Origin of the sequence: Candidatus Chloroploca mongolica (assembly GCF_004762035.2) — a bacterium.
Classification (GTDB): Bacteria; Chloroflexota; Chloroflexia; order Chloroflexales; family Chloroflexaceae; genus Chloroploca; species Chloroploca mongolica.
Window position 1 is genome coordinate 23,704 of record NZ_SIJK02000001.1, and the last position, 24,474, is coordinate 48,177.

Annotated in this window: 16 protein-coding genes; 11 read left to right on the forward strand and 5 right to left on the reverse strand. The window is 58.3% G+C overall.

Annotated features, from left to right (window positions below; genetic code table 11):
- Nucleotides 1-5 precede the first annotated feature (5 nt).
- Nucleotides 6-1,220 (reverse strand): radical SAM protein, encoded by a 1,215-nt coding sequence (locus tag EYB53_RS00135; protein ID WP_135475470.1) that lies wholly within the window; start codon nucleotides 1,218-1,220, stop codon nucleotides 6-8.
- Nucleotides 1,221-1,503: 283 nt separating this feature from the next.
- On the opposite strand from EYB53_RS00135, the gene EYB53_RS00140 reads away from it, so the two are divergent.
- The gene (locus EYB53_RS00140) at nucleotides 1,504-2,718 is read left to right on the forward strand and encodes a PAS domain S-box protein (protein ID WP_135475472.1); all 1,215 of its coding nucleotides are present in this window, start codon (nucleotides 1,504-1,506) and stop codon (nucleotides 2,716-2,718) included.
- A 37-nt stretch (nucleotides 2,719-2,755) separates the two neighbouring features.
- On the opposite strand, the gene EYB53_RS25440 is transcribed toward EYB53_RS00140, so the two are convergent.
- The 3 genes from EYB53_RS25440 to pruA form a co-directional block, all read right to left on the reverse strand.
- Nucleotides 2,756-8,005, reverse strand: a complete 5,250-nt coding sequence (locus EYB53_RS25440) for an ExeM/NucH family extracellular endonuclease (RefSeq protein WP_254150811.1) — start codon at nucleotides 8,003-8,005, stop codon at nucleotides 2,756-2,758.
- A 292-nt stretch (nucleotides 8,006-8,297) separates the two neighbouring features.
- Nucleotides 8,298-10,445 carry a hypothetical protein gene (locus EYB53_RS00150; RefSeq protein WP_135475474.1) on the reverse strand — a complete coding sequence of 716 codons (2,148 nt, stop codon included), beginning with the start codon at nucleotides 10,443-10,445 and terminating at the stop codon, nucleotides 8,298-8,300.
- Nucleotides 10,446-10,701: 256 nt separating this feature from the next.
- Nucleotides 10,702-12,267, reverse strand: coding sequence for an L-glutamate gamma-semialdehyde dehydrogenase (pruA, locus tag EYB53_RS00155; RefSeq protein ID WP_097653491.1), 1,566 nt, complete (start codon nucleotides 12,265-12,267; stop codon nucleotides 10,702-10,704).
- Nucleotides 12,268-12,622: 355 nt separating this feature from the next.
- On the opposite strand from pruA, the gene EYB53_RS00160 reads away from it, so the two are divergent.
- From EYB53_RS00160 to EYB53_RS00205, 10 genes are all read left to right on the forward strand, one after another.
- Nucleotides 12,623-14,041, forward strand: a complete 1,419-nt coding sequence (locus EYB53_RS00160; RefSeq protein WP_135475477.1) for a S41 family peptidase — start codon at nucleotides 12,623-12,625, stop codon at nucleotides 14,039-14,041.
- A gap of 31 nt (nucleotides 14,042-14,072) precedes the next feature.
- Nucleotides 14,073-14,552 carry an MOSC domain-containing protein gene (locus EYB53_RS00165; RefSeq protein WP_135475479.1) on the forward strand — a complete coding sequence of 160 codons (480 nt, stop codon included), beginning with the start codon at nucleotides 14,073-14,075 and terminating at the stop codon, nucleotides 14,550-14,552.
- Nucleotides 14,553-14,823: 271 nt separating this feature from the next.
- Nucleotides 14,824-15,414: a 4Fe-4S dicluster domain-containing protein gene (locus EYB53_RS00170; protein ID WP_135475481.1), complete on the forward strand. Its 591-nt coding sequence runs from the start codon at nucleotides 14,824-14,826 to the stop codon at nucleotides 15,412-15,414.
- A gap of 213 nt (nucleotides 15,415-15,627) precedes the next feature.
- Nucleotides 15,628-16,653, forward strand: coding sequence for a CoB--CoM heterodisulfide reductase iron-sulfur subunit B family protein (locus EYB53_RS00175; protein WP_135475483.1), 1,026 nt, complete (start codon nucleotides 15,628-15,630; stop codon nucleotides 16,651-16,653).
- On the forward strand, nucleotides 16,650-18,686 hold the full coding sequence (locus EYB53_RS00180; protein ID WP_135475485.1) for a CoB--CoM heterodisulfide reductase iron-sulfur subunit A family protein: 2,037 nt from the start codon (nucleotides 16,650-16,652) through the stop codon (nucleotides 18,684-18,686). Before EYB53_RS00175 ends, EYB53_RS00180 begins: the two co-directional genes overlap by 4 nt.
- A gap of 55 nt (nucleotides 18,687-18,741) precedes the next feature.
- The gene (locus EYB53_RS00185; RefSeq protein WP_135475487.1) at nucleotides 18,742-19,215 is read left to right on the forward strand and encodes a hydrogenase iron-sulfur subunit; all 474 of its coding nucleotides are present in this window, start codon (nucleotides 18,742-18,744) and stop codon (nucleotides 19,213-19,215) included.
- Nucleotides 19,216-19,224: 9 nt separating this feature from the next.
- Nucleotides 19,225-20,244 carry an NADH-quinone oxidoreductase subunit B family protein gene (locus EYB53_RS00190; RefSeq protein WP_135475489.1) on the forward strand — a complete coding sequence of 340 codons (1,020 nt, stop codon included), beginning with the start codon at nucleotides 19,225-19,227 and terminating at the stop codon, nucleotides 20,242-20,244.
- The gene (locus EYB53_RS00195; protein ID WP_135475492.1) at nucleotides 20,241-21,737 is read left to right on the forward strand and encodes a Ni/Fe hydrogenase subunit alpha; all 1,497 of its coding nucleotides are present in this window, start codon (nucleotides 20,241-20,243) and stop codon (nucleotides 21,735-21,737) included. The genes EYB53_RS00190 and EYB53_RS00195 overlap by 4 nt, the downstream gene beginning before the upstream one ends.
- A gap of 1 nt (nucleotide 21,738) precedes the next feature.
- Nucleotides 21,739-22,266: a hydrogenase maturation protease gene (locus EYB53_RS00200; RefSeq protein WP_135475494.1), complete on the forward strand. Its 528-nt coding sequence runs from the start codon at nucleotides 21,739-21,741 to the stop codon at nucleotides 22,264-22,266.
- Nucleotides 22,253-22,750 carry a Crp/Fnr family transcriptional regulator gene (locus EYB53_RS00205; protein ID WP_135475496.1) on the forward strand — a complete coding sequence of 166 codons (498 nt, stop codon included), beginning with the start codon at nucleotides 22,253-22,255 and terminating at the stop codon, nucleotides 22,748-22,750. Before EYB53_RS00200 ends, EYB53_RS00205 begins: the two co-directional genes overlap by 14 nt.
- A gap of 62 nt (nucleotides 22,751-22,812) precedes the next feature.
- Here EYB53_RS00205 and EYB53_RS00210 read toward each other — a convergent pair whose 3' ends face one another.
- On the reverse strand, nucleotides 22,813-24,153 hold the full coding sequence (locus EYB53_RS00210) for an FAD-dependent oxidoreductase (RefSeq protein WP_135475498.1): 1,341 nt from the start codon (nucleotides 24,151-24,153) through the stop codon (nucleotides 22,813-22,815).
- Nucleotides 24,154-24,474: the final 321 nt, after the last annotated feature.

The following is a 24,474-nucleotide window of genomic DNA, read 5'->3' on the forward strand; positions in this document are numbered from 1 at the left end:
ATCTATTAATAGATAAATTCTGATAGATGATACAGAACGACTTTTGTCGCCGGGTCAACGTGTGCTTTGAGCCCCGCCTTGAGGAGGTCTAGCTGGACGTCAATGGCCTGCTCGTCGAGCGGTTGGCTGTTTACATCGCGCAACTGGGCGAGATAAGGGCTCTCATCAGGCACCATGAGGGGCGACAGATAGACCAGATCGCCTTCGCCGAGGCCCATCGCGCCAACGATGCGCAGCGAATTGGCGACGTGCTGCGCCGCCAGGCGCTCACCCCCGGCCCCCGCGAGCAAAATGACGCCCACACTGATCCCTGCCTGCTTGATCGTCTGCACGACCTCAACGCAGGCGGCGGGCGAACCGGGCTTGTTGAGCAACCCAAAGACCTCGGGGTCGCCAGTTTCGAGGCCCAGGTAGATTCGGCGCACCTGAGCCTCGCGCAACTCACGATACGCGGCGACCGACTTGCGTTCAGCGCCAAAAATATCGAGAAACGCATAGATCCCACGCAACGCATTCCCTGAACCCAGCGCAAACTCGCGCTGCACCACCTCAAGCAGTTCACGCAGGCGGGGCTGGGGGATGATCAACGCATTCGCATCACCGAGAAAAATGGCATTGCGCAGCTCCATGCCGCGCCCGAGCAGTCCCTTGACCTCGTGAATATGTTGACATAACTCTTCAGGGCCTTTGATCCGAAAAGGCCGGTCGTGGTACAACGTACAGAAGGTACAGCGGTTCCAGCTACATCCCTCGGTTGCCTGCACCACCACAGCCTGATAGTGATCAGGCGGAAGGATAGAGATCGGCTTGTAGATCGCATCAAAGCGTTCCCGTTCAGCCTCAAGCCGAGGGACATCCCAGGCGAGGATGCGTTCAAGCCACGCGTTGAGCTCAGGCTGCTGGCTAGCTTCAAGTTGACCAGCGAGATGGCTCATATGCGTGACCATCTCGTGCAGAAAGGTCTGCCGTTCATCCTGGTTCAGCATATAGCGGAGCTTCTGGCCAGGAGCCAGGGACTGCTTGCGCAACACATCGCCCCGCAGACCACGCCGATAATTGATCCCCTCACGAAACGCGCCGATCAGCCGTCCTTCGCCATCGAACGAATAGCGGTGGGTAAAGTTGTCGGCAAGCGTAAAAAAATGCGGTTGCACATTGAGTGACAGCACATGCTGATCGGGCGTCACGATTGTCTGCGCACCAGTAAGCGAAGGTTGCATATGAAATCCCTGGGTAAGTCTCTATTTATTGTACACGTTGTCACGACCTTGAACAAGGTGGCGCTTCCCAAGGAGCAATGCTTTTCACAGAAGACGGTTTTGATTTTGACGCAAAGGCGCAGAGGCGCAAAGATTTGAGGCATCTCCAAGCGTAGCTTCGTGCCTTTGCGTCAAACCAACCATCTTCGTTGAATGGCAAGCCAGGCCGGCTACCCTGATCTTGCCAGAAGGGAGTATACTTAAGCTTGATGAAGGTTACGCGTTTCATCAAGAAAGTTGCCCTATGCCGACCTTAGAACAACGTTTTGCTGCGCTCGAAGCAGAGAATCGGCAACTCCGTGCGCAGATAACGGAGTTAAGCAAAAAGACCACCCGCTTTCGTGACATGATTCTCTCGACGCCAGTGGCAGTGGCTGTTGCATCAGTCGAGACTGAACTGGTTGATTATGGCAATCCGGCATTTGCGAGTCTTCTTGGCTATGATCTCGAAGAGCTTATGGGCCTGCCGCTGACCAAGGTTTTTGCCGAAGAACCGGACTATATCCAGCATCTTTTTGTCAAGTGTGTTGCCGAGGGCGCATGGCAGGGCGAGTTGCGCTATTGTCACAAAGATGGCTCACCGATCCCTGCTTTGCTGACGGCCAGCGTGCTGCATGATAGTGATGGCAAGCCTTATGCGGTGGTTGGTTTTGCCCATGACCTGCGAGAGCAGAAAGAGCAAGAAGGGCAGTTACGCATCTTCAAGTTGCTGGTTGACAATGCACCAGATGGCATTGCCCTCTCTAATACGGATCTGCGCATTACGTATGCCAATCCTGCCTTTGTGACCATGATGGGGCATCACGATTCTCTGATTGGGCAGCCTGTCAGCAGTTTGATTATTGACGAAGATCATGCGCTGCTTGAGACGCTTGCCAAGAAGGTGCTTGTCAGTGGCACCGTGATTGAGCAGCTTCACTATCAACGCCCAAATGGCGATATCTTTACCGCCCAGGTCTCGGGACTCATTATCTATGATGAGCAAGGTCGCCCGATTGGCTTTGCCTCGATCAACCGTGATCTGACTGATCAGCTGCGGGCTGAGCAAGAGCGACGGACGTTGCAGGAAGAAGTGATCCAGGCCCAACAGGCGGCCCTGCGCGAACTTTCGACCCCGTTGATGCCGATTGCCGATAAAGTTGTGGTGATGCCAATTATTGGCAGCATTGATCAGACGCGGGCGCAGATGATTATGGAGACGTTGCTCGAGGGGATTGCAGCGCACCGGGCAACCTTTGCGATCCTCGATATTACCGGGGTGCGCGTGGTTGATACCCAGGTTGCCGCAGCGATGATCCGCGCGGCCCAGGCGGCGCGCATGCTCGGGGCCGAGGTTGTCTTGACCGGCATTGGCCCAGAGGTAGCACAGACCCTGGTGCATATCGGTGCTGATCTGCGTGAACTGGTTGCCCGCAGTAGTTTGCAGCAGGGCATTGCGTATGCGATGAAACGCATTTAGCTTCCGGGAAGCTTGAAGCTTCCCGGAAGCTACCCTTTTAGGGCAGGTTGCCCCCGCCAAAGTCATCGAAGGCTGCCCCTGCGGCGTTCATAAACCAGACACCAATCTGCCCGCCCTGACCGACGTACCTGTTGCCGGCAACCGTACGGGTATCGGCTGTGCCAAGCAGCAGGCAGTCGGCATAGACTGTGATTGTTCCATCAGCCAAGGCCCGCGCTCCAAGTAGCGCCCCCGGTTGGAGTGCCACCGGGTAACTTGCTATGCTGCGCCAGCCTCGCCCTGGCACAAGCGCCTCGACGCTGATGCGTTCTCCCCGTGCGTCGTAGCTGACCAGGATTGCATGGCTCTGCCCTCGTACTTTCAAGGCCAGGGTGTGGTGTGCGCTTGTTGGGTTGAGCGTACTCAGGCGCATGAACGCCTCCTGGTTAGAACCGAAGGGCGGTGTGCGCCATGTGGCGAGCCCGCCTTTGCCAACGCTGACGACGCCGTCACTGAGACGGTACTGATCGCGTTGGGTCGCGCCACGCCAGTTGTTGCCCAGTCTTCCGTCGGCGCGGTCGAAGTTGTCGAGGATGACCCTGGCAGGGAAGTTGCTGACTTTGACGACGATGCTTTGCACGGCTTCGCGATTGCCGGCATTGTCGGTTGCAAAGAACTCGACCCGGTTCGCGCCCTCGGTGGTGATCGCAAACGGGTTGGTGTAGGGTGCGAAGTCAGCCTCTCCGACGCGGTACCAGATCGTGTTTACCCCCGAGCGATCATCCTCGGCATTGAGCGTCACCGTTGCGCTGCCAGCAAAGCAGTCGCTCGGGCAGAGCGGGTTGCGCTCGCCACTGGTGCTGGCTGTGGTCGTGGGTGGGGTGAGGTCCGGGGTGCGGTCCTCGAAGCTGATTGTCCCTGTTGCCGCCGGGTTGATGCCGTCGCTCACGCTGGCGTTGACCGTAGCCGTGCCTCTTGCTCCAAGGGCTGAGGTGAAGAAGAGGTTGCTGCTGATCGCGTTGAGTGTGGCGGTGTTGCCCGTTGCCCGGTAGAGGCCACCACCCAGGTCGCTCAGGCCTGCGCTGCTGCTGCTAAGGGTGCCGATGCCTGCAGGAGTTACTTGCAGATCGAGCGTCAGGATGTCGCTGCCATCGCGGTCAATGGCCCCAAGCCCAAAGCTGCGCGGCGTGGCTTCGGTGTAGCCCAGCGTGATGTTCGGGGTGTTCACCGGAACCGTCGCAACGGTCACGGTGCCTGAGACCTCGTTGGCACTGAGCGCAAAGAGTTGCCCAGCGCGTTCAATGAGCTTGATGCTCTCAGGGGCCAGGCCCGTTCGTACCAGCCCGAAGGCCTGCGGGGCCGTCGGTGTCGTGATGTCAACAAAGGCCATGGCGTTGGCCCGTTCAAGGCCAACAGCGACCAGCACGCGCCCGTTCACCCTGATCACGTCAAGCATTTCGGGCTCGACGCCACCATTCGGGCTACGATTATCTGGGTAGACGCCATATTGGTTGGCTAGATCGGCCAACTGGTTGCTCAGATCGGCGACGAAGGCTCCGCTGGTGGCATTGAAGATGCTGATCGTGCGTCCACCACGTGGGTTCGGGCGCGTATCGCCTTCATCGGCGGTGATCAGATAGAGCGTGCCGTCAATTTCTACCGCACGGATGCCATCCGGCTCGCGGAAGGCGACCAGCAGTTCGTTCGGGTTGTAGATCCCGTCGTTGGTTCGGTCGGTTAGCAACGCAACCTGGCCCAGCCCGAAGATGTTGTCGGTCGGCATGAGCGTGGGCAACGGATCAACCAGGCTCAACCGTGCGATGGCGTTATTTTCTTGCAAGGCCACAAAGACCGTCTGGCTATCGGGCGCAAACGCGATTCCTTCTGGTTCGATGGTGCCAGGCGCATTGGTAATTGCGGCACCGCTGGCATCACCGTGCGTACGACCGATGCTCACTCCGGGTACCCCCGCGATGTCAGGGAACTCAACCGTGCTGACGGTCAGTACCGCTGGATCAGGATTGGCCGGGTCAAACGCGCTCACATCCATCACAACGAGCGCACCTGCGCCACCATCATCAGTGGCACTGACCTGCTCGGCTTCGATCGCAATGACGGCAAAACGTCCATCCGGTGAAATTTCCACCGAGTCGGGTTGGCGTCCGTCAGGCGAGGTGGCATCAAGGCCAACGATGAACTGTACCAGCGGCATGCCGTCCGAGAGACGGAAGACGAAGACACGGCCCGAACGGGGGTTGCTGCTGCCGGTGACGGCCACAAAGAGATCCTTGGTCGGGTGGATGGCAACCGAGGTCAGGTTGGCAAGTTCAGCGAACTGTAGCCGCTGGATCAGGCTGATGTCAGGCAGCGCACTGAGATCGAGCAGATCAATGCTGCCATCGCCCGCGTTCGAGAGCACGGCACGGTCGCCACTGACACTGATGATCTCGGCCCCACGGTCGCCAAGGCCAGTATCGTACGTAGCGAGCGCCGATAGTGCCGGCGGGCTATTGGGCCGGGTCAGGTTCAAGCCGATCAGCACCGGGTCGTGGTCAGAGGTGCGAAATTCGTCGGGAGCAAAGAGGCTCTCGATCTGATTGGCAATCTTGAACTCGACGTTGTAATCGAGCACGCTCGGTTCGTCGGCGTTGATATGGTACTCGTCAGTGCCTACGACCTGCTCGACTAGGCTCGGTGAGGCCAGGGCGTAGTCAAGATAGCCCCATTGCCCGTCGAAGACGTATGAGTAGGCGTCGGCCCCGCCAAAGCGCTCGATCAGATTGACAAAGCCAAACTCCTCGATAACCGCAATCGGATCTTCTTTCGCATATGCATTCAGATCGCCAATGATGAGCCAGTCGGTGTCGCTACTTCCTGTCGGATTCGTGGCGATCCACTCCATCAGCGCCAACGCAGCGGCGGTACGGGTACCATTGCAGTTGCCCTGGCCGTCGGTCAGATCATCATCGCCGAGGCCACAGGCCGAGCCCTTGCTCTTGAGGTGATTGACCACGACCGTCAACTCGCCGCCCGTCGCAATTTCGCGGAAGGTCTGGGCGAGTGCAGGCCGATTGCGGTCGGTTGCGGCATTGAACGGATTGACGAAGGAGGCTGCATCAAGCACCGCAAAGTCGCCGACGGGTTGCACGCTGGTCTGCTTGTAGAGGAAACCAACCCGAATGGCGTCGGTGCCGATAATGTCCGTATCGACATAACGATAAATATTGGCTCCCAGGGCGGTGTTGAGGGCGCTCGCAAGATCACCTTCGGGCGAGACACCGGGCGTATTCTCGATCTCGATCAGGCCAAGGATATCGGCATCAAGCTTGAGCAGAGCCTGCACCAGTTTGATGCGCTGGCGCTCGAACTCCAACGGCGAGTCGGCCCCACGACAATCAGCATTCTGCAGCGGACCGCAGTCGCCAACGGTTGAACTGGCCGTCGTGTCAATCGTCAAAAAGTAATTGAGCACATTAAAGGCTGACACCTTGAGCGAACCGCCGACCTCGGGGCGGGCCGTTGGGCGCGGATTAGTCGGTTGAAAATCAGGGACGCCCCCACCGAGCGCACCTACGGGGCGCAGGCGATAGTTGTTCGGGCTTGCCGCATTGCCGGCCCACCCATAGGTCATCACGCCAACCATGCCGGTTGCGCTATCGCCACCGCGCAGCGTATTGCTTGCGCTCAGTGGTTGGCCGCCACGTCCGAAGAGAATCGGATCGGGGTTCTGATTGTTGAGGTTATCGTCAACAATGATGCGGTTAAGATTATTGGCGGCCTGGAGTGTCGCAGCGGCAGCGCCTGGTTCAACGACATTGGTTGGTTGACGCAAGCGATCTCCCGACGACATCACGATCTGGCCGAAGCGACCAAGCTGGAAAAACTCGGTGGCAAAGAGTTGCTGCGGGAACCGTACCAGCATGCCCTCGTAGCGCTCAAGATAAGGCACCCCATTGACGGCATCTGGGAAGGGCATCATCACATCAGTTGGTGTGATGGTCGCACTGACCCCACAGTCAATGATGCTAGAGACCGAACTGATCTGCGTTTGATCCTGGAATTCGCCGGCTGTGCCGGTGATGCGTACCAGTTGGCCGAGTTGTACCGAGACAGCATCGCCATTGAAAACAAAGATGCCATCAGAGGTCGTCGGGTCGCCGTCGCCAACCGAATCTTGCAGATAGAAACCGCGGAGGGCTGGGGTTGGCCCCTGGAAATCGCCAACCACAACGCCCTGGGTGGTGACATTGCCGGTCACGGCCGCACTATTGCCATTGCCTTGAATGGCATAGATCGGCACAAATGCTTGTTCGCAGATCGGTGTCGGCACGGTGACCGTCAGCGTTGCTGTCTGGCTATCAACACTGCCCACCTCATTGCTGACGCGCACCCAGTAGCTGGTGGTTGCATTGAGGGCCGGGGTCGTAAAGGTCGCGCTATTCTCGCCGACAGGGTTGGTTGTGTCAGGGGCATTGCCCTGGTACCACTGATAGCTCAGCGGGGCGGTGCCTGTCGCGGCGACCGTCAAGGTTGACGTCGTGCCATCAGCGATGCTCTGACTCTGCGGTTCCGTCGTGATCACAGGGGCTTCTGGCCCGCTCGCCAGTGGCTCACCGATCACCGTCACCATATCAAAGCGCCAGGTTCCCGCAGTGCCATAGTTCGAGGTAGCATTAGTCGCCGCGTAGGCACTGCTTCCAGGCGCAAACGCCGCCACAATGCGAAAGGCAAAATTAGGATTATTATTGACCCCAGGCAACCCGGCAAGATTCACAGTCCGCCCGTTGAACCATGTATCCCCGCCCGTTGCCTCGAAGAGTGGCTCAACATTGGTAAAGTTGATGCCATCGGTGCTGTACTGAAAGCGCACAAACCGCGAGGCCGTATTGCTATGGCGCTGATCCCAGCTCACAACAATGTTCTGGCGACCGACGGTACTTGCATTGAACTGCACCCCACGCGTCTCGTTGCCGGCACCTTGAGCCGCAAAGGTAGTCACATTCCAACCAGAATTGTCAGTTGTAGCCGGATCGGAACTGCCATTTCCTGCCGTGCCACTGGCAAAAGCAGCCGTTGTGCCGCCGACCAGGGCCGCGGTACCCGTGCCTGTCGCTGGGTCAGTGGAACCGGTAGTCGTGCTCGTATCAGGCGGAACCGAATTGAACGTCCACTGCGTGAATGTGGTTGTCGCAAAAACCGATGCTGGTGCGAAACCAATGATTGAAACTAGCAGGGCGATCAGTAACCCAAGACTGCTTACCATGCGTACGCCCGCAGTGCGCCGCCGATGTCTGGCCAAAGCCATCATGCCTTGCTCTCCCTCAGATTGCTCTACAAACCTCAAACGCGAATCAATCCACCCCTATGTCAAAGGCAACATCCTGGTTTAGTCGTCGCGCTCTGCAACGCACAGAGAAACCAACCCTCGCCAGTATGACGAGAGCATGCAACATAGCGCCTCGGGGCGCAGGATGGCCTGACTCAGCTGCAAGCCGTGTCAAGGAATGAAGACGGAGGGGTGTGATCAGGGAAGATAATAGCAGAGCAATGTTAAGACTCGTCGGATCTTAGGATGACAAAACTGTTATCTGCGCAAGACCCTAAAACGGCTCAAGCGGGGGGCGATTGAAGGCCATCGCCAGCATCCAGACTTCGAGCGTGCGCCAGGCAAGGTAGGCGAGCACGGTACCAGTCACCAGTTTGCCTGCCCAGCCTCGTCGTCGGTAGTGGATGACCGCAAAGGTTGCGCCAACGGTCAGCGCCCAGCCCGCAAAGGTGACCCAGCGGGTCGTGATGGTTGAGAGCGTGATGAGCGGCAGGATTGCCTGCGAGAGACCCAGGCCAAAGGTGAGCCAGAGCAGGATGAGCAAACTGCCCCGCCGCCGGTGGGGGTTGAGCGTGAGGATGAGCGCCCCGGCAAGCCCAAGTGGCACCAGGAAGAAGCCGTTGAGCGTGAGAATGCCGTCCTGCCACAACGAACCAAGCCAGGCCTGGCGCGAGAGGGGCTCGCGGTCAGTGACATTCGCCATGCCGCCCTCGGTGAAGCTTGCGGCATGGCCAAGGATCAGATCGCTGTAGCGGCTGTAGAAAAAGATCATCACAAAGCTGAAGGCAATGATCCACGCCACGAGCAAGTGCCGTGCTGCGGCCCGTTCTTCCCCCGAATTGGCTTGCAGCCAGAGCAGAGCGGCAGCCGCAACCACCACAGCGCTGACATTGATAAACGATCCAATATGACCAAGAAAAACAAGAGTTAATAAAACAGGAAGCCACCCTAGCCCGGGGAGACGGGTGGGTTGACCGTGCATGCCCCATTGATCATAGGCAGGCCAGGTCAGCACCAGCAGGGCCATCAAGAGGATGCTGAGCATCTGGGCACCGATTTGGGCTTGAAACGACCACCAGATATTCTGCATCGGGATCGGGCTGAGCGCATAGATCACCGCACCGATGAGCCCACCGTAGGTACTGCCAGTCAGCCGGGTCAGCAGCACAAAAAAGATCAGGATCGCCGCCAGTTCGGCCAGCGCTGCCGTGCCCCAGAGCAGGGTATCGAGTGGGAGGCCGGTCAGGGAAAGAGGGGCAATCAGCAGGTACCATCCGCCGGGGTAGGGCGCAACGAGGCCGCGATGGCGCATTACCAGCGTCAAATTGCCCGTGAGGGCCTCGATAAAGCGATTGGTGTGGAACTGAATATCGCCGGGCATCGCGGCAGGATGCAGTCGACCGGCATATTTGGCGACAACCGTAAGCACCAGCACCAGCAGCAACCAGCGCATGATCGTCGCACGCGGGGCCACAGCAAAGCGTCGCAGCAGCGGCGGTACCACGAGCCGCGCCGCTGCCGCGCTGAGCAAGGCGATCCCCGCTGCCTGCGCCATCCAGGGATGCATTGCCCCCATGCGCGGCGGGACGAGGCCAACCAGAACGAGCAGCGTTGCCACAAGCCCCAGCAGCAACCAGCCTGCGGTACGTTGCGCAAAGCCCATCAACCCGAGCGCTGCCCAGCCCAGCACGATCGTCAACGCATACCCTGCCATCAGTGAACGACCCGGCCAGACCAGGGCTTGATCCGCAAGACTCGTGAGCGCAAATGCATTGCCAACAGCAACACCGAGATAGCCGCGCACATCCGTGGGATGTTGCCAGGGGTCAGCGCTCAAGCCAAGATGCAGCGTCCCATCCTGGAGGGCCGCAGGCGGAACGTAGATGTGGTAGGTGCTTGCATGCTGGCGCAGGGGTAACAGCAAAGGCGCCCCTGTGCCTAGATCAATGCTGAGCAATGGTTGTTCAGGCGTCTCAAGCCAGTTCTGCTGGTGCGAAACGATGGTCAATGCGACCATCAGGGGTTGCTGGCCCACGCCAGGCACCGTCACCGTGGCAGATGGTCGGGTCCAGCGCCATGTCTGTTCACCAGGGATGCCCTCGGCATCGAGAAAACCCTCGAGAAAAGGGTGATCCGTCCCGATCCCTTGATCAATTCCCACCTGAAACGTATAGTGCAAGGGGCGCTGATAGATCGCGAGCAACCCGATCATGGCGAGGAGCACGAGCAACCAGAGCCGCCAGGCCAAGAACCAGCGGCCAATCTCGGCAACCCTGGCAACGAGGGCGTCCTGCCCTCGGGGTGCGTCCGAGCGCGGGACGCCCTCGCTCCCAGGAGAAGTGTGAACACTGCCGAAGCGCGCTTGGGCTGCGTTTGCGCCAGCACGGGTTTTTCGGGTGATTGCCTTCAACTTGATCGGCATAGAATTCGGACGTGTCCTGCAGCTACGTTACGGAAATAGCCCGTAAAGCCCAGGCGTTATAGGAGTGCCGACATCAGTCGGCTTTGTACAAAGCCGACTGATGGTTTTCAAGAAATAAATCAGGGAGTGCCGACTTCAGTCGGCGTCCGGCTTAGCCGACTGAAGTCGGCACTCCGGTACACCGGATTTAATGCTTAAAGCCCATAAGTCGGCACGACCTGATGCAATGCGTAAAAACCAGTAGCCCTGCGAGGCGTCACAACTTCTCGCTGATCAGCTTGGCCTGGGTAAAGAGCGCGACATAGTCAGGCCCACCGGCTTTGCTATCGGTTCCCGACATATTGAAGCCGCCGAAGGGCTGAACGCCGACGAGTGCGCCGGTACACTTGCGGTTAATATACAGATTGCCGACGTGAAACTCGTCGTAGGCGCGTTCGATGCGCGCGATATCACGCGAGAAGATCGCCCCGGTCAGGCCATATTCGGTATTATTCGCAATCTCCATCGCGTGATCAAAGTCACGTGCCTTGATGATCGCCAGCACCGGCCCAAAGATCTCCTCTTGAGCGAGGCGAGCATCGGGGGCGATATCGGCAAAGACGGTGGGATTGATGAAATAGCCACCATCTTCGAGCAATTCATGGTCAACGACTTCGCCCCCAGCGACCAAGCGTCCCTCTTCTTGCCCGATAGCAATGTAGCTACTGATTTTATCGAAGGCAGCCCGATCAATGACGGCCCCCATAAAGGTGTCGGGCTGGGTCGGATTGCCGAGTTTGACGGCTTTGGTGCGCTCGACAATGCGGGTGACCATCGTATCGTAGACATCGGCGACAATGATTGCCCGCGAGCAAGCGCTACACTTCTGGCCCTGGAAGCTAAAGGCCGAACCGACAATCGCATCAGCGGCGGCTTCAAGGTTGGCGGTCTCATCAACAATGATGCCATCCTTGCCGCCCATCTCAAGTACCGTCCGCTTGATCCAGATCTGGCCGGGTTGACGCACACTGGCGCGCTCGTGGATGCGCAGGCCCACCTCTTTGGAACCAGTGAAATTGACAAAGCGAGTCTGTGGATGATCTACGAGCAGATCGCCGATCTCGCCGCCTGACCCGGGCACATAGTTGAGCACACCTGGGGGTAGGCCGGCCTCTTCGAGGATTTCGACCAACTTGGCCGCAATGATCGGGGTGGCGCTGGCTGGCTTGAGCACCATCGTATTGCCGGCCACAATCGGGGCCACCACCAGACCGGTAGTGATTGCCAGGGCGAAATTCCACGGCGGAATCGCCACCCCCACCCCAAGAGGAATGTATTTCAGCGTATTATTTTCACCCGCCCACGGATAGAGCGGCTGCTCGGTGCCTTGCAGCTTGAGTGCTTGGCGGGCGTAGTACTCGATAAAATCGATCGCCTCAGCGACATCAGCATCGGCCTCGCCCCAGCTTTTACTCACCTCATAGACGAGCCATGCGCCCAGTTCCTCTTTGTGGCGGCGCATCAACGCACTTGCCCGCAGCAAGACCCTGGCACGTGCCTCGACGGGCACCTTGCGCCACGTGGCAAAGGCTGCCGTTGCGGCTTCAATTGCCTTGACGGCATGCTCAGCGCTTGCCTTGCTTGCATAGCCCACAACGGTTTTTGGCTCAGAAGGATTGAGCGAAGCAATCTTATCTTCGGTCAGAATGCGTTCACCACCAATAATTAAGGGGTAGGTTGTCCCAAACTGCCCGGCCACGGTGCGCAACGCACGCTGCATCATCGCACGTCGCTCTGAGCTTGAAAAATCGCCAAAGGGTTCATTCTGGTATTCTGGTAGCATCTCCTGGCTCCTCATACTAAGGCTTGTTGCCGCATATTGTACCAGATTGAGCCAGGTCGCTGTTCTGCCTGTGAAGTACCCTTCTGATGATTTGACGCAAAGGCATGTAGCACCGGCTTCCAGCCGGTGGGGCGGGCACCCGCAAGGGGTGCCCCTACAGGGCCGGGGCCCGGGCCTGGTGTACGGGCACCCCTTGCGGGTGCCCTGGTGAGGTCTGGTCGAGCGGATTCATTTCGTGAAGCCCAATGCGCCCCCAGATTCTGGCTTCTGGCTCAAAGTGCCAGCATAGGAGCAAGCAAAAATGGTATCATACTAAGCGAGATACGGAATCAACTAAACTAAAATGATGAGCGCTATGAATCGTTTGTTGCGTAGCATAATGCTACTCTTGATCATACTTGGGTTGCTTGCCGGGTGTACGCAGGTACCCTGGGCGGCACTGAACCCGACGCCGGTGCCACCTTCGCCGGTGCCGCCTTCGCCCATGGCAACGCTGCAACCTTCACCCGAGCCGACGTCAACGCCGCGGCCAACGGCGACTCCGTTGCCTTCGCCGACCTTTGAGCCTTTGCCGCCGACCCCGACGCTTGCGCCTGTGGGGGCTGCGTCGCGTCTGCAGATCTTTGAGCGCACCTGGGAACTGGTGCGCGATAACTATGTCTATGAAGATTATCGTGGGGTTGACTGGGATGAGGTGCGCCGCTCGTTTACGCCGCGGGTCGCTGCGGCTGAAGAGCCTGAAGCCTTCTATGCGCTGATGCGCGAGTTGATCGATCTGCTTGATGACGACCATTCGCGCTTTGAGTCGCCTCAGGAAGTAGCGGCTCAGCAGGCCGAGTTTCGCGGTGAGTTGCGCTACGGTGGCATTGGTGCGCAGATCCGTACGCTTGATGAGGGCGGGTTGATCACCGGTACGGCCCCCGATGGCCCTGCTGAACGGGCTGGCATTCAGTTGAATGATCTCATCGTGGCGGTCAATGGCATTCCCTTTACCAATACTGATGCGTTTGGCCCCGATGGGCCGATTGGCACGGTGCGTGGTGAACCAGGAACGCCGGTGACGCTGACGATCCGCACGAGCAATGAGGCCCCACGTGAAGTCATCGTGATCCGCGAAACCGTCGCGATGGACGCCTTCAATCAGGTGCGGGGTCGCTTCCTTCCCGATCTGCCCGTGGGTGTGGTGACGATTCCCAGTTTTTATGTTGATGAACTTGATACCAAAGTGCGCATCGCCATTGAGGAGTTGCAGGCCGCGCAGCCGCTGGCTGGTCTGATCATTGATGTGCGCGAAAATGCCGGTGGTTACGTTCATCTGATGCGCAATACCGTGGCGCTTTTTCACGATGGGGGCAGCATTGGGAGCACCGCTGGCCGCACAACGAGTGAAGAGCAGCGCATTCCGCAGGGCAAGACGATCCCGGGGCTTGAAGATGTGCCCGTCGCCATCTTGATTGGCTCCGGCTCGGCGAGTGCCACCGAGATGTTTGCCGCCGGGATGCAGGTGCTTGGCCGGGCGCGCATCGTCGGCGAACCGAGTGCCGGCAATACGGAAAATCTGTATGGTTACAACTTTGACGATGGTTCGCGCTTGCTGTTGGCCCAGGTCGCTTATCGCTTGCCTGATGGGACGCTGATCGAAGAACGCGGCGTGATCCCTGATCGCCTCGTTGAGGTGGACTGGTGGCGTTATCCACCTGATGACGATCCTCAGCTTCGCGCTGCGGTAGAAGAGTTGGGTTTTGGGCTTCGTCCTGCGAGTACATCACCATGAAGACTGGCACTGAAACGTCAAGAGGCTCACTGTGAGTACGTCGTTGTATGGTCGTGTGTTGCAAATTAATGTCAACCCGCGTGGTGGTGTCCCTAAATATGCCGTGCCGAGTGCCGAAATTACGCTCAATGGGGTGCTTGGCGATAAACAACGCGACCACCGCTATCACGGCGGGGTCGAACGCGCGGTCAGTCTCTATGCGCTTGAACGTATCGAGGCGCTACGGGCCGAGGGCCACCCGATTGGCCCTGGTACCACTGGCGAAAATTTAACCCTCGCCGGGATCGATTGGGCGCGGCTGAAGATCGGCGCTCATCTGCTCATTGGTGAATGGGTCGAGCTTGAGTTGACTGGCTTTGCGGTGCCATGTAGCACCATCAGTGACTCGTTTCGCAATGGTGAGTTCAAACGCCTAGCCGAAAAATTGCATCCCGGCTGGAGCCGCGTCTATGCCCGCGTGCGCGCCGAGGGCATTGTTCGTACTGATGATCGTGTCATTGTCAATAGTTAGCCCTCTGCAATTATTCTTGCAAGGTTATGAAATAGTTGTTTACAGTTATGGTACTTACCCATAACTGATCTCCAGAAGTATGTTATAGTCCCCGCAACCTATCCCTTACTGATCAGTCTGATCGTCAATTCAAACCCGTACACACGCTTCTCCTGGCCAGAGGAGCATGTCGTTATTCCGCTGCATTGTCGCAGCCGTCCTCCCAAGCATGATGCTATGACGAGCCTGAGATCTGGGTTGTCCAGGTGCGGTTCGCAAGGAGGAGCGATCTATGGGTGCTTCAAAGAAGCCTGCGCGTGGCTCGGTTTTTTTTCGCGAGGTCGTTGGGGCTACGGCAGTCGATCCGCATCTTGAGGCTTGCCTGCAATGCGGTACCTGCGGTGGCTCGTGCCCATCGGGCAACGACATGGAACACACGCCCCGTACCCTTTTTGCGATGATTGCCGCCGGGATGCGCGAAACCGTTCTGCGTAGCAATACGCCCTGGTATTGTGTTTCGTGTTATTACTGCATGGAGCGTTGCCCGCAAGAGGTGCATATCACCGATGTGATGTATACCCTCAAGCGCCTCGCGATCAAAGAGGGCTTCTCACGGCAGTCGAGCGCGGCCCAGGCCCCGGCGTTTTCGGAAACATTTATGGAGCATGTCGAGCGGTATGGCCGTAGTTTTGAACTGGGCTTGATTACGCGCTATTTCTTGCGCCATCGCCCCCTTGATACGGTCAAGATTGCCCCGATCGGGGCCGGTATGCTTCGCCGGAAACGCTTCGATCTCACGCCGCGCAAGATCCGTCAGATCGAGCAGCTTCAGGCGATTCTTGCGCGGGCCGATGAGCTTGAGCGGAATGCTTATCGTGTTTAAGCAGTGCCTCAGGGAGTGCCGACTTCGGTCGGCTTCCGGGTTAGCCGACTGAAGTCGGCACTCCGGTTCGCCCGGTGGCATGTTTCAGCATGATGAGCGTAGCGCTTAGGAGTTGCTGCCTGGCGCTTTTGCGGCATTGATTCGACGATATATCTTTCATCCTTCTTGACTGGCGACTCCGGATCAAGCAAGGGTGGAGAAGGATTCCCCGCTATGCAGTATGGCTATTATCCGGGCTGCTCGCTTGAGCGCAATGCCGGTGCCTATCACGAATCGACGATGGCGGTGGCGGGGGTGCTGGGCCTCCAGTTTACCGAAGTTGATGATTGGAATTGTTGTGGTGCGACCGAGTTCTTTTCGGTGAACCAGATGCAGGCGTATGCGCTGACTGGGCGTAATCTGGCCCTCGCTGCCGATCAGTTTGCCCCGAAACCCGCGCTGCCGGTCATTCCGGTGGAGGTTGCCGAACCACCCCAGCTTGTGGCTCCCTGTAGCGCCTGTTACCTCAATCTGAGCAAGGTTGATCGGTATCTCGCCAGTTCGCCTGAGCTTGCCGCAAAAGTTAATACGGCCCTTGATGCGGGTGGCTTGCACTATGATCCCGGCAGTTTGCGCGTACGCCATTTGCTGGATGTGATGGTCAATGATGCTGGCTATGATGCGATTGCTGCCCGTGTGCAGCGGGCGCTGACTGGTCTGCGCGTCGCGCCCTACTATGGCTGTCTCGTGGTGCGGCCTGGCTTCCAGGGGCAGTTTGATGACCCCGAGTATCCGACGACGCTCGATAAGCTGATGCGCGTGCTCGGGGCGAAAGTGGTTGATTTTCCCCTCAAGGCGCACTGCTGTGGCGGCCATATGACCCAGATTAGCGAGGAGGTTGCGCTTGAGTTGCTGCGTCGGTTGCTCAAGAATGCCGCTGATTATCAGGCCGATGTTATTGTGACCCTCTGCCCAATGTGTCAACTCAATCTTGATGTCTTTCAGCGGGCAGTCAATCGGCGCTTTGGCACCAATTTCAATCTGCCGGTGCTCTTTTTTACCCAGTTGATGGGCCTCGCCTTTGGCCTTGCCCCCGAGCGGCTCGGCATCGGCAAGGAGTTTGTCGCTTCCCGGCCTGCTCTCGCCAAAATTGGCACATCGGTGGAAGTAGAGCAGGAACGCGCGGTTGGCAAGCGGGCGAAACAACGCAATGATCAGAGCCTGCCTATGCCGTATATGCCCGAGGAGGAAGAGCGATGAGCAATGATCAGATCCCTCCACCGCACGCTTCGCCTGATGAGGAACGCGTTGGCGTCTATGTCTGCCATTGTGGCAGCAATATTGCTAGGACGATCGCGGTTGAGGATGTGGCTCTCTGGTCCGAGCAGCAGGAGCATGTGGTTGTTGCCCGCGATTATAAGTTTATGTGTTCGAGCCTCGGTCAAGAGTTGATCGAACAGGATATTCAGGCGAAGGGCCTCAGCCGGATTGTCGTGGCAGCATGCTCGCCACATATGCACGAGCGAACCTTTCGTGGCGCATGCCAGCGGGCCGGGCTCAATCCCTATCTGTTCGAGATGGCAAATATTCGTGAGTTGACCTCGTGGGCGACTGATGACCGCGAGGCGGCGACGAGCAAGGCGAAAGCGCAGGTCAAGGGGGCGATCGAGCGCGCTGTGTTGCAAGAGCCACTCGAGCCGCTCTTTGTTGATATTAATCCCAATACGCTTGTGGTTGGTGGGGGCATTGCTGGCCTGACGGCGGCACTTGAACTGGCCGATTCTGGCTACCACGTCTATCTGGTTGACCGCGATTCGTCGATCGGCGGCCAGATGGCGAAACTTGATAAGACCTTTCCGACCCTCGACTGCGCGGCCTGCATCCTTACCCCTAAAATGGTTGATGCGGCCAACCATCCCAATATTACCCTCATGACCTGGAGTGAGGTGGTGGCCGTGGATGGCTTTGTCGGCAATTTCAGTGTGCAGGTGCGCCACAAGCCGCGTTATGTGATCGAGGATCTCTGTACCGGGTGCGGTACTTGTATCGAGAAGTGTCCCTCGCGGGTGCTCGATCAGCATTTCGAGGTTGGTCTGGGCTATCACAAGGCGATTGATCGCAATTTCCCCCAGGCGGTACCAAAATATCCGGTGATTGACACCACGCATTGTACCTATTTTCAGCGGGGCAAATGTCGTGCCTGTCAGGTTGTCTGCCCAACTAATGCGATTGATTTCACCCAGAAAGAGACCTTCGAGCAGCTTGAGGTCGGCAATATCATTCTTGCCACCGGCTATGAGCAATTTGATGCTCGCCGCGTGCCGCAGTATGGCTATGGGCGCCTCGCGAATGTCTTTACGAGCATGGAGTTTGAGCGCATGGTCAATGCCGCCGGACCCACCAGTGGGCAGGTGGTGCTCCGTGATGGCGTGACGGCTCCGCAGTCGGTCGGCATTATTCACTGCGTTGGCTCGCGTGACAAGAACTATAACGAGTATTGCTCGCGGGCGTGTTGCATGGCTGCGCTCAAGTTTGCCCATCTGGTGCATGAACGGGTGCCCGACGCCGAGGTCTATAACTTTTATATTGACATCCGTGCTGCCGGCAAACACTACGAAGAGTTCTATCATCGGGTATTGGAAGAGGGTACGCACTTTATTCGCGGGCGCGTGGCTGAAGTAACCGATGCGGCGCGTGGCCCCGGCGAAGAGGGCTCGTTGATTATTCAGGCCGAGGATACGCTGATCGGCAAACAACGCCGAATCCCGGTTGATATGGTGATCTTGATGGTGGGGATGGAAGCCCGTCACGACTCGCGCAATGTTGCCTCTACGTTCGGGCTCGGCTGCGATTTCGAGGGCTGGTTTACCGAGCGCCACGCCAAACTCGATCCGGTCGTCACCATGACCGAGGGCATTCTGATCGCCGGGGCCTGCCAGGGGCCCAAGGCCATCCCCGAATCGGTTGCCCAGGGTTCCGCCGCGGCTGCACGGGTGTCCGGGCTGATTGGGCGTCGTACGATCAAACTCGAGCCGGTGCGCGCAAGCATTGAGGCGGCGGCCTGTTCGGGGTGCCGTATTTGCAACAATGTTTGCCCCTATCATGCGATCGTCTTCCATGAAGAGATCAAGATCTCCGAGGTGATCACGGCCCTTTGTCAGGGGTGTGGCGCGTGTGTGGCAGCCTGCCCAAGTGCGGCCATCACCGGTGCTCACTTCACGCGTGAGCAGGTGCTCTCGCAGATCGATGGGTTGCTCTGGGATATGCAACCCGGTGTGTTGGTGCTCGCCTGAGCGCCTCTGGTACAACGACTATGCACGCGACAAGCGCACGAAGGAGACCATCACTATGGCAGAGCCAACAACGTTTCAACCGGTGATCATCGGCTTTCTCTGCAACTGGTGCTCGTACCGGGCGGCTGACCTGGCGGGAACGGCGCGAACTCACTATGCGCCAACGATGCGTCCGATCCGGGTGATGTGTACGGCCCGCGTTGAACCCGAGTTTGTGCTGAAAGCGCTGCGTTCGGGGGCCGATGGAGTGCTGATTGCCGGCTGTCATCCCGGCGAATGCCACTATGTTGAAGGCAATATCAAGGCGCTGCGACGCTTTCTGTTGCTCAAACGGATGCTCACGCAGTTTGGCATCGAACCGCAACGGGTGCAACTCGTCTGGGCTGCGGCCTCGGAAGGCCATCAGCTTGCCGCTGCGGTTGACCGCATGACCGAAGAGTTACGTGCGCTTGGCCCCTTGCACTGGCAACAGACGGTGTTGCGTGCAAAAGTTGATATTCCGCTGATCAAGCTTGAGGTTGGTGGTTAGGAAGATACCATGAGCAAAGCGACCTTTGCGATGTACTGGGCGGCGTCATGCGGCGGGTGCGAGATTTCGTTGCTCAATATTGGCAATGATATTCTCGCGGTTGATGAGGCCTTCGAGGTGCTCTTCTGGCCGTGTGTCGCCGATTTCAAGTATCACGATGTCGAGCAGTATGCCGATGGCGCGATCGATCTCTGCCTCTTCAATGGGGCCATTCGCAATAGCGAAAATGAGGAACTCGCCCGCTTGCTCCGCCGGAAGTCCAAGATCTTGGTGGCCTTTGGTTCATGCGCCTCAGAGGGGTGCATCCCTGGTCTGGCCAATTTGACCAGTTCCTCGGCGATCTTCAACGCGGCCTATGCCGACTGTTTGACGACGGACGCGTCACGGACGCAGTTACCGCAGACGGTGACGATGGTGCCTGAAGGCGAGATCCATCTTCCTCGGTTTTACGAGACAGTGCGCACGCTTGACCAGGTGGTGCCGGTAGAATATGTGATCCCCGGGTGCCCGCCCGAGGCGCATCAGATTGCCGCCGTCATCAAGGCGATCATCAGTGGTGCGCCGTTGCCCGCCCCTGGCAGGACAGTGATCGGCGCGAGCCAGACGGCTCTCTGCGAAGAGTGCCCGCTGACCAAGGATGTCAAGCAGATTACCCGTTTTTACCGTCCGTATGAGATCACGCCTGATCCGACGATCTGCCTGCTCGAGCAGGGCCTGCTCTGCATGGGGCCGGCGACGCGTGGCGGGTGTGGTGCCCTCTGCCCGCAGGTGGGCATGCGCTGCGAGGGTTGTTATGGCCCGTTAGAAGGGCAGGATCAGGGCGCACGGATGCTGTCGGCGGTTGCCTCGGTGGTGGCCGTGGGCAAGCCGGGTGACGAAGAGGCTGCGCTCGAAGCGGCGATTGACGAGGTGATGGCGACGCTGGTCGATCCAGCGGGCACCTTCTATCGCTTTAGCCTGGCCCGTTCATTGCTTCAGCGTTCGCGGGTCACTGACCCAGCGCAGCAGAGTGCGGAGGAAGCGCGATGAAGAAGATCAGCATTGATCCCGTCACCAGGCTCGAAGGGCATGGTCGCATTGATCTCTTTCTCAATGACGAAGGCGATCTTGCCAACGCCTATTTCATTATCCCCGAGTTGCGCGGCTTCGAGCAGTTTTGTGTCGGGCGGCCCGCCGAAGAGATGCCGCGCATCACGGATCGCATCTGTGGCGTGTGCCCCGAGGCGCACCATATCGCCTCGACCAAGGCCCTTGATGCGCTCTTCCACGCCGATCCGCCCCGCGTCACCAAAAAGCTGCGCGAGATGTTCTATTCGGCCTTTTTTGTGGCTGATCATACGACCCATTTCTATGCGCTCGGTGGCCCTGATTTTGTGCTGGGCCCTGATGCGCCGCCCGCCGAGCGCAATATCCTCGGGGTGATCCACAAAGTTGGTGTCGAAGTCGGCAAGCAGGTGATTGATGCGCGGGTGCGCAATCACCATGTGATCAAAATGCTTGGCGGGCGCGGGGTTCATCCAGTCGCCGGGCTTCCGGGGGGGTGGAGCAAGTCGGTCAGTCCCGAAGAGCGTGAGGTGATCGAGGCAACGGCGCGCAAGAATGTCGATTTCGCCCTGTTTAGCCTCAAGCTCTTTGCCGATGTGGTGCTCAGCAATCGGCAGTATACTGACATGATCTTTTCGGACGCCTTTACCAACCAGACCTACTCGATGGGTACGGTTGATGCGAATAACTGCGTCAATTTCTATGATGGCATGATCCGCGTCGTTGATCCTGACGGCGTTGAGTTGGTCAAATACCATCCGAAGACCTATGCCCATCACCTTGCCGAGCATGCCGAACCTTGGACCTATCTGAAGTTTCCGTACCTCAAACAGGTCGGTTGGCAGGGCTTTGTTGATGGCAAAGCAAGTGGCGTCTATTGTGCCACGCCGCTCTCGCGGCTCAATGCCGCCGATGGCATGGCCGCACCGCGGGCGCACGAGGCGTTTGAGGAGTTTTATACCACGCTGGGCAGTAAAAAGGTCAACGGGCGCTACCAGCCTGTACACCATCGCCTGGCGACCCACTGGGCGCGGCTAGTCGAGTTGCTTTTTGCGGCTGAACGGATGTTGGAACTATCGCTTGACCCTGAGATCACCGACCCAAATGTACGCACGCCGATCACCGCCACGCCGACCGAAGGCGTTGGTTCGGTGGAAGCGCCGCGCGGCACGCTGACCCATCACTACTGGACTGACGAAAACGGTATGCTCACCAGGGTCAACCTGATTGTCGGCACAACCAACAACTATGCCCCCATGGCAATGTCGATCAAAAAAGCCGCCCAGAGTCTGATTCAAAAGGGCACGGTCGTCACCGAAGGTCTCTTGAATCGCATTGAGATGGCGTTTCGTTCGTACGATCCATGTTTCGGGTGCGCCACCCACGCCCTGCCTGGTCAGATGCCACTCGAGGTGGTCATCCGCGATGCTCAGGGGGGCGAAGTGCAACGCCTGAGTCAGTATCTTGGAGAGACGTAGCATGGCAACGCTGGTGCTTGGCCTTGGCAATCCCATTCTGACTGATGACGCCGTGGGCATCCGGGCTGCCGAAGCGGTGCAGGCAGTGCTTGCGCAGCGTGCCGATGCCTGCCCCCTGGCCGAGGTTGCCACCGCCAGTGTGGGTGGCCTGGCGCTGATGGAAGCGATGATCGGGTATGAGCGGGTTGTCTTGATTGACGCCTTCTGTTGTCGGGAACCTTCGCCTGGGCGCATTCATCGCCTCACGCTCGAAGATCTTGAGGCCAACCGTGCAACGGTGCATAGTGCTTCGTCACATGACACCCGTTTTGAGACAGCGCTGGCGCTGGGGCGGCACATGGGATTTTCGTTACCCAATGAGATTATTATCTATGCGATTGAGGTGACAAACGTCGTTGATTTCAGTGAACAGATTACTCCTGCCGTTGCTCGCGCCATACCTCAGACAATCCATGCTATCATGAGTGAACTGTTACCGTCAAACCTGGTCAGAATGTCAACCGAGGAGGCCCATTATGGTTTCGCCTGAGTTGCTGCGCCGGTATCCTTTTTTTGCACGGATGTCGCTTGAGCATCTGACTGCCCTGGCCGATCTCTCTGAAGAGCGCACGTTTGCGCAAGGCGACAGCTTTTTTTACGAGGGTCAGGTCTTGACGCACCTCTATCTGGTGTTGCAAGGCCAGATCGCACTCACGCTCAAACTCCCGGTACAGGGCAATCGTGCGGTTGGCCCGGCGCTGAGCGCCCAGCAGCGCGAGGTTGTGCTTGCCACCGTCAGTGCGGGTGAGCTTTTTGCCTGGTCGTCGGTTGTACCGCCCTATGAATCGACCTTGAATGGTCAGGCTGCAACTGATGGACGGATGATCGAGCTTGACAGTGTCGCCTTACGCACGCTCTTTGATCGTGATCCCGTCTTTGGGTTTGCCTTCACGCTGCAGATTGCGCAGGTGATGCGGGATCGGATTCGTGATCTGCATAACGAGTCGCTGGCCGATCTTCTTGAACAAGCATAAATGAAGCATAGCTTCACGAAAAAACGCCAGCGTAGCTGGCGTTTTTTCGTGAAGAATCGTTTTTACCGGCGGGCGAGATTGGCCGCGACCAAGACGGGGTCCCAGACCGGCGCAAAGGGTGGGGCATAACTCAGGTCAAGTTCACTGAGCTCGTCAACCGTCCAGCCTCCGTGGAGGGCGGCGGCGATGACATCAATGCGTTTAGCGACGCCCTCACTTCCGGCCATCTGCCCACCGAGCAGGCGACGGGTTTCGGCCTCATAGACCAGTTTGACATGGATCGGCTGGTGGCCAGGCATATAGTGGGCGCGTGAACTCGCCGTCGCGCTGACCGCCTCAACGATGTAGCCCTCGGCGCGGGCACGGGCCTCCGAGAGCCCACTGCTAGCGGCTTCATAGTCAAAGGCCTTGACCACGGCCGTACCAACGATGCCCTTGAAGGTCGCATTGCCCCCGCCGACATTTTCGCCAGCGACGCGGCCTTGCTTGTTCGCCGTTGTTCCGAGAGGGATCCAGGCAGGGCGCCCAGTTACGCGATGCAACGCCTCGGCGACATCGCCGGCGGCCCAGATCCCCGGTATATTGGTGCGCTGGTGATCATCGACCGCAATCGCCCCGGTTGGCCCGAGGGCAATGCCAGCCTCGCGGGCGAGGCCAACGCCGGGCCTGATCCCGACTGACAAAATGACAATATCGGCAGGAATATGCTGCCCACCGGCGATGACCTCGCGGACGCCGTTGGTATCGCCGGCGAACCCTTCAACCGCGTGTTCTAACCAGACCGAGACATGCTGGCGTTCGAGTTCAGCCTGAACGTGGGCGGCGATCTCCTTGTCGAGATTCGGCAACACCTGGGGCAACCGTTCGATCAAGGCGAGCCCGATGCCATAGGCGGCAAGGGCCTCGGCCATTTCGAGGCCAATATAGCCACCACCGACAATCACGCCACGTTGCGGCTTCTTCGTCTCGATCCATTCCCGGATCGCCAGGGCGTCCTCGACCGTACGCAGGGTAAAAATACCGGGCAGATCAAGTCCAGGAAGCGGTGGGCGAATTGAAGCCCCTCCGGTCGTCAGAACGAGTTGATCCCACTGATCGCGGAATTCGCTGCCATCGGGGCGGCGTACCAGGACGCTCTTGGTAGCTGGATCAACCGCGAGCACCTCGTGACCGATGTGAACCTTGATGCCCTGTTTGGCAAATTGCTCGGGGGTACGCACCACAACATCACGCACCTGAGGGATTTCGCCTTTGATCGCATAGGGAAAGCCGCATGCCCCATAACTCACGTAGCCTGAGCGTTCATACACAACAAGTTCAAGCTCTGAATTCATCCGGCGCGCTTTTGAGGCTGCACTCATTCCGGCAGCGACACCGCCTACCACAATTACACGTTCACCCATACCAAACTCCTTTTTTTCCTTGACAAATGCGGGCTCATCTCGTTATAGTTCTCTTCATTGTGTTTGGCTACCGTACGAACAAGAAACGCTCTGATGCTAGCACAAACGGCCAGTTGCGCTGGCCGTTTGTGCCAGCACTCTATGCTTAGATGCAGTGGCAAGCCAAAAGGTTTGCCTCTCTCGCAGGAATTATACTCTATGCACCATCAATCTCGCTCAGCGAGCGCCGTTGTACGCGTTTAGCCCAAGGAGGTGCCCTCATTCGTTTGCATGGATGTCGGACTGGATAGCGTTGGCACAGGATCAGGCGTATACCACAAG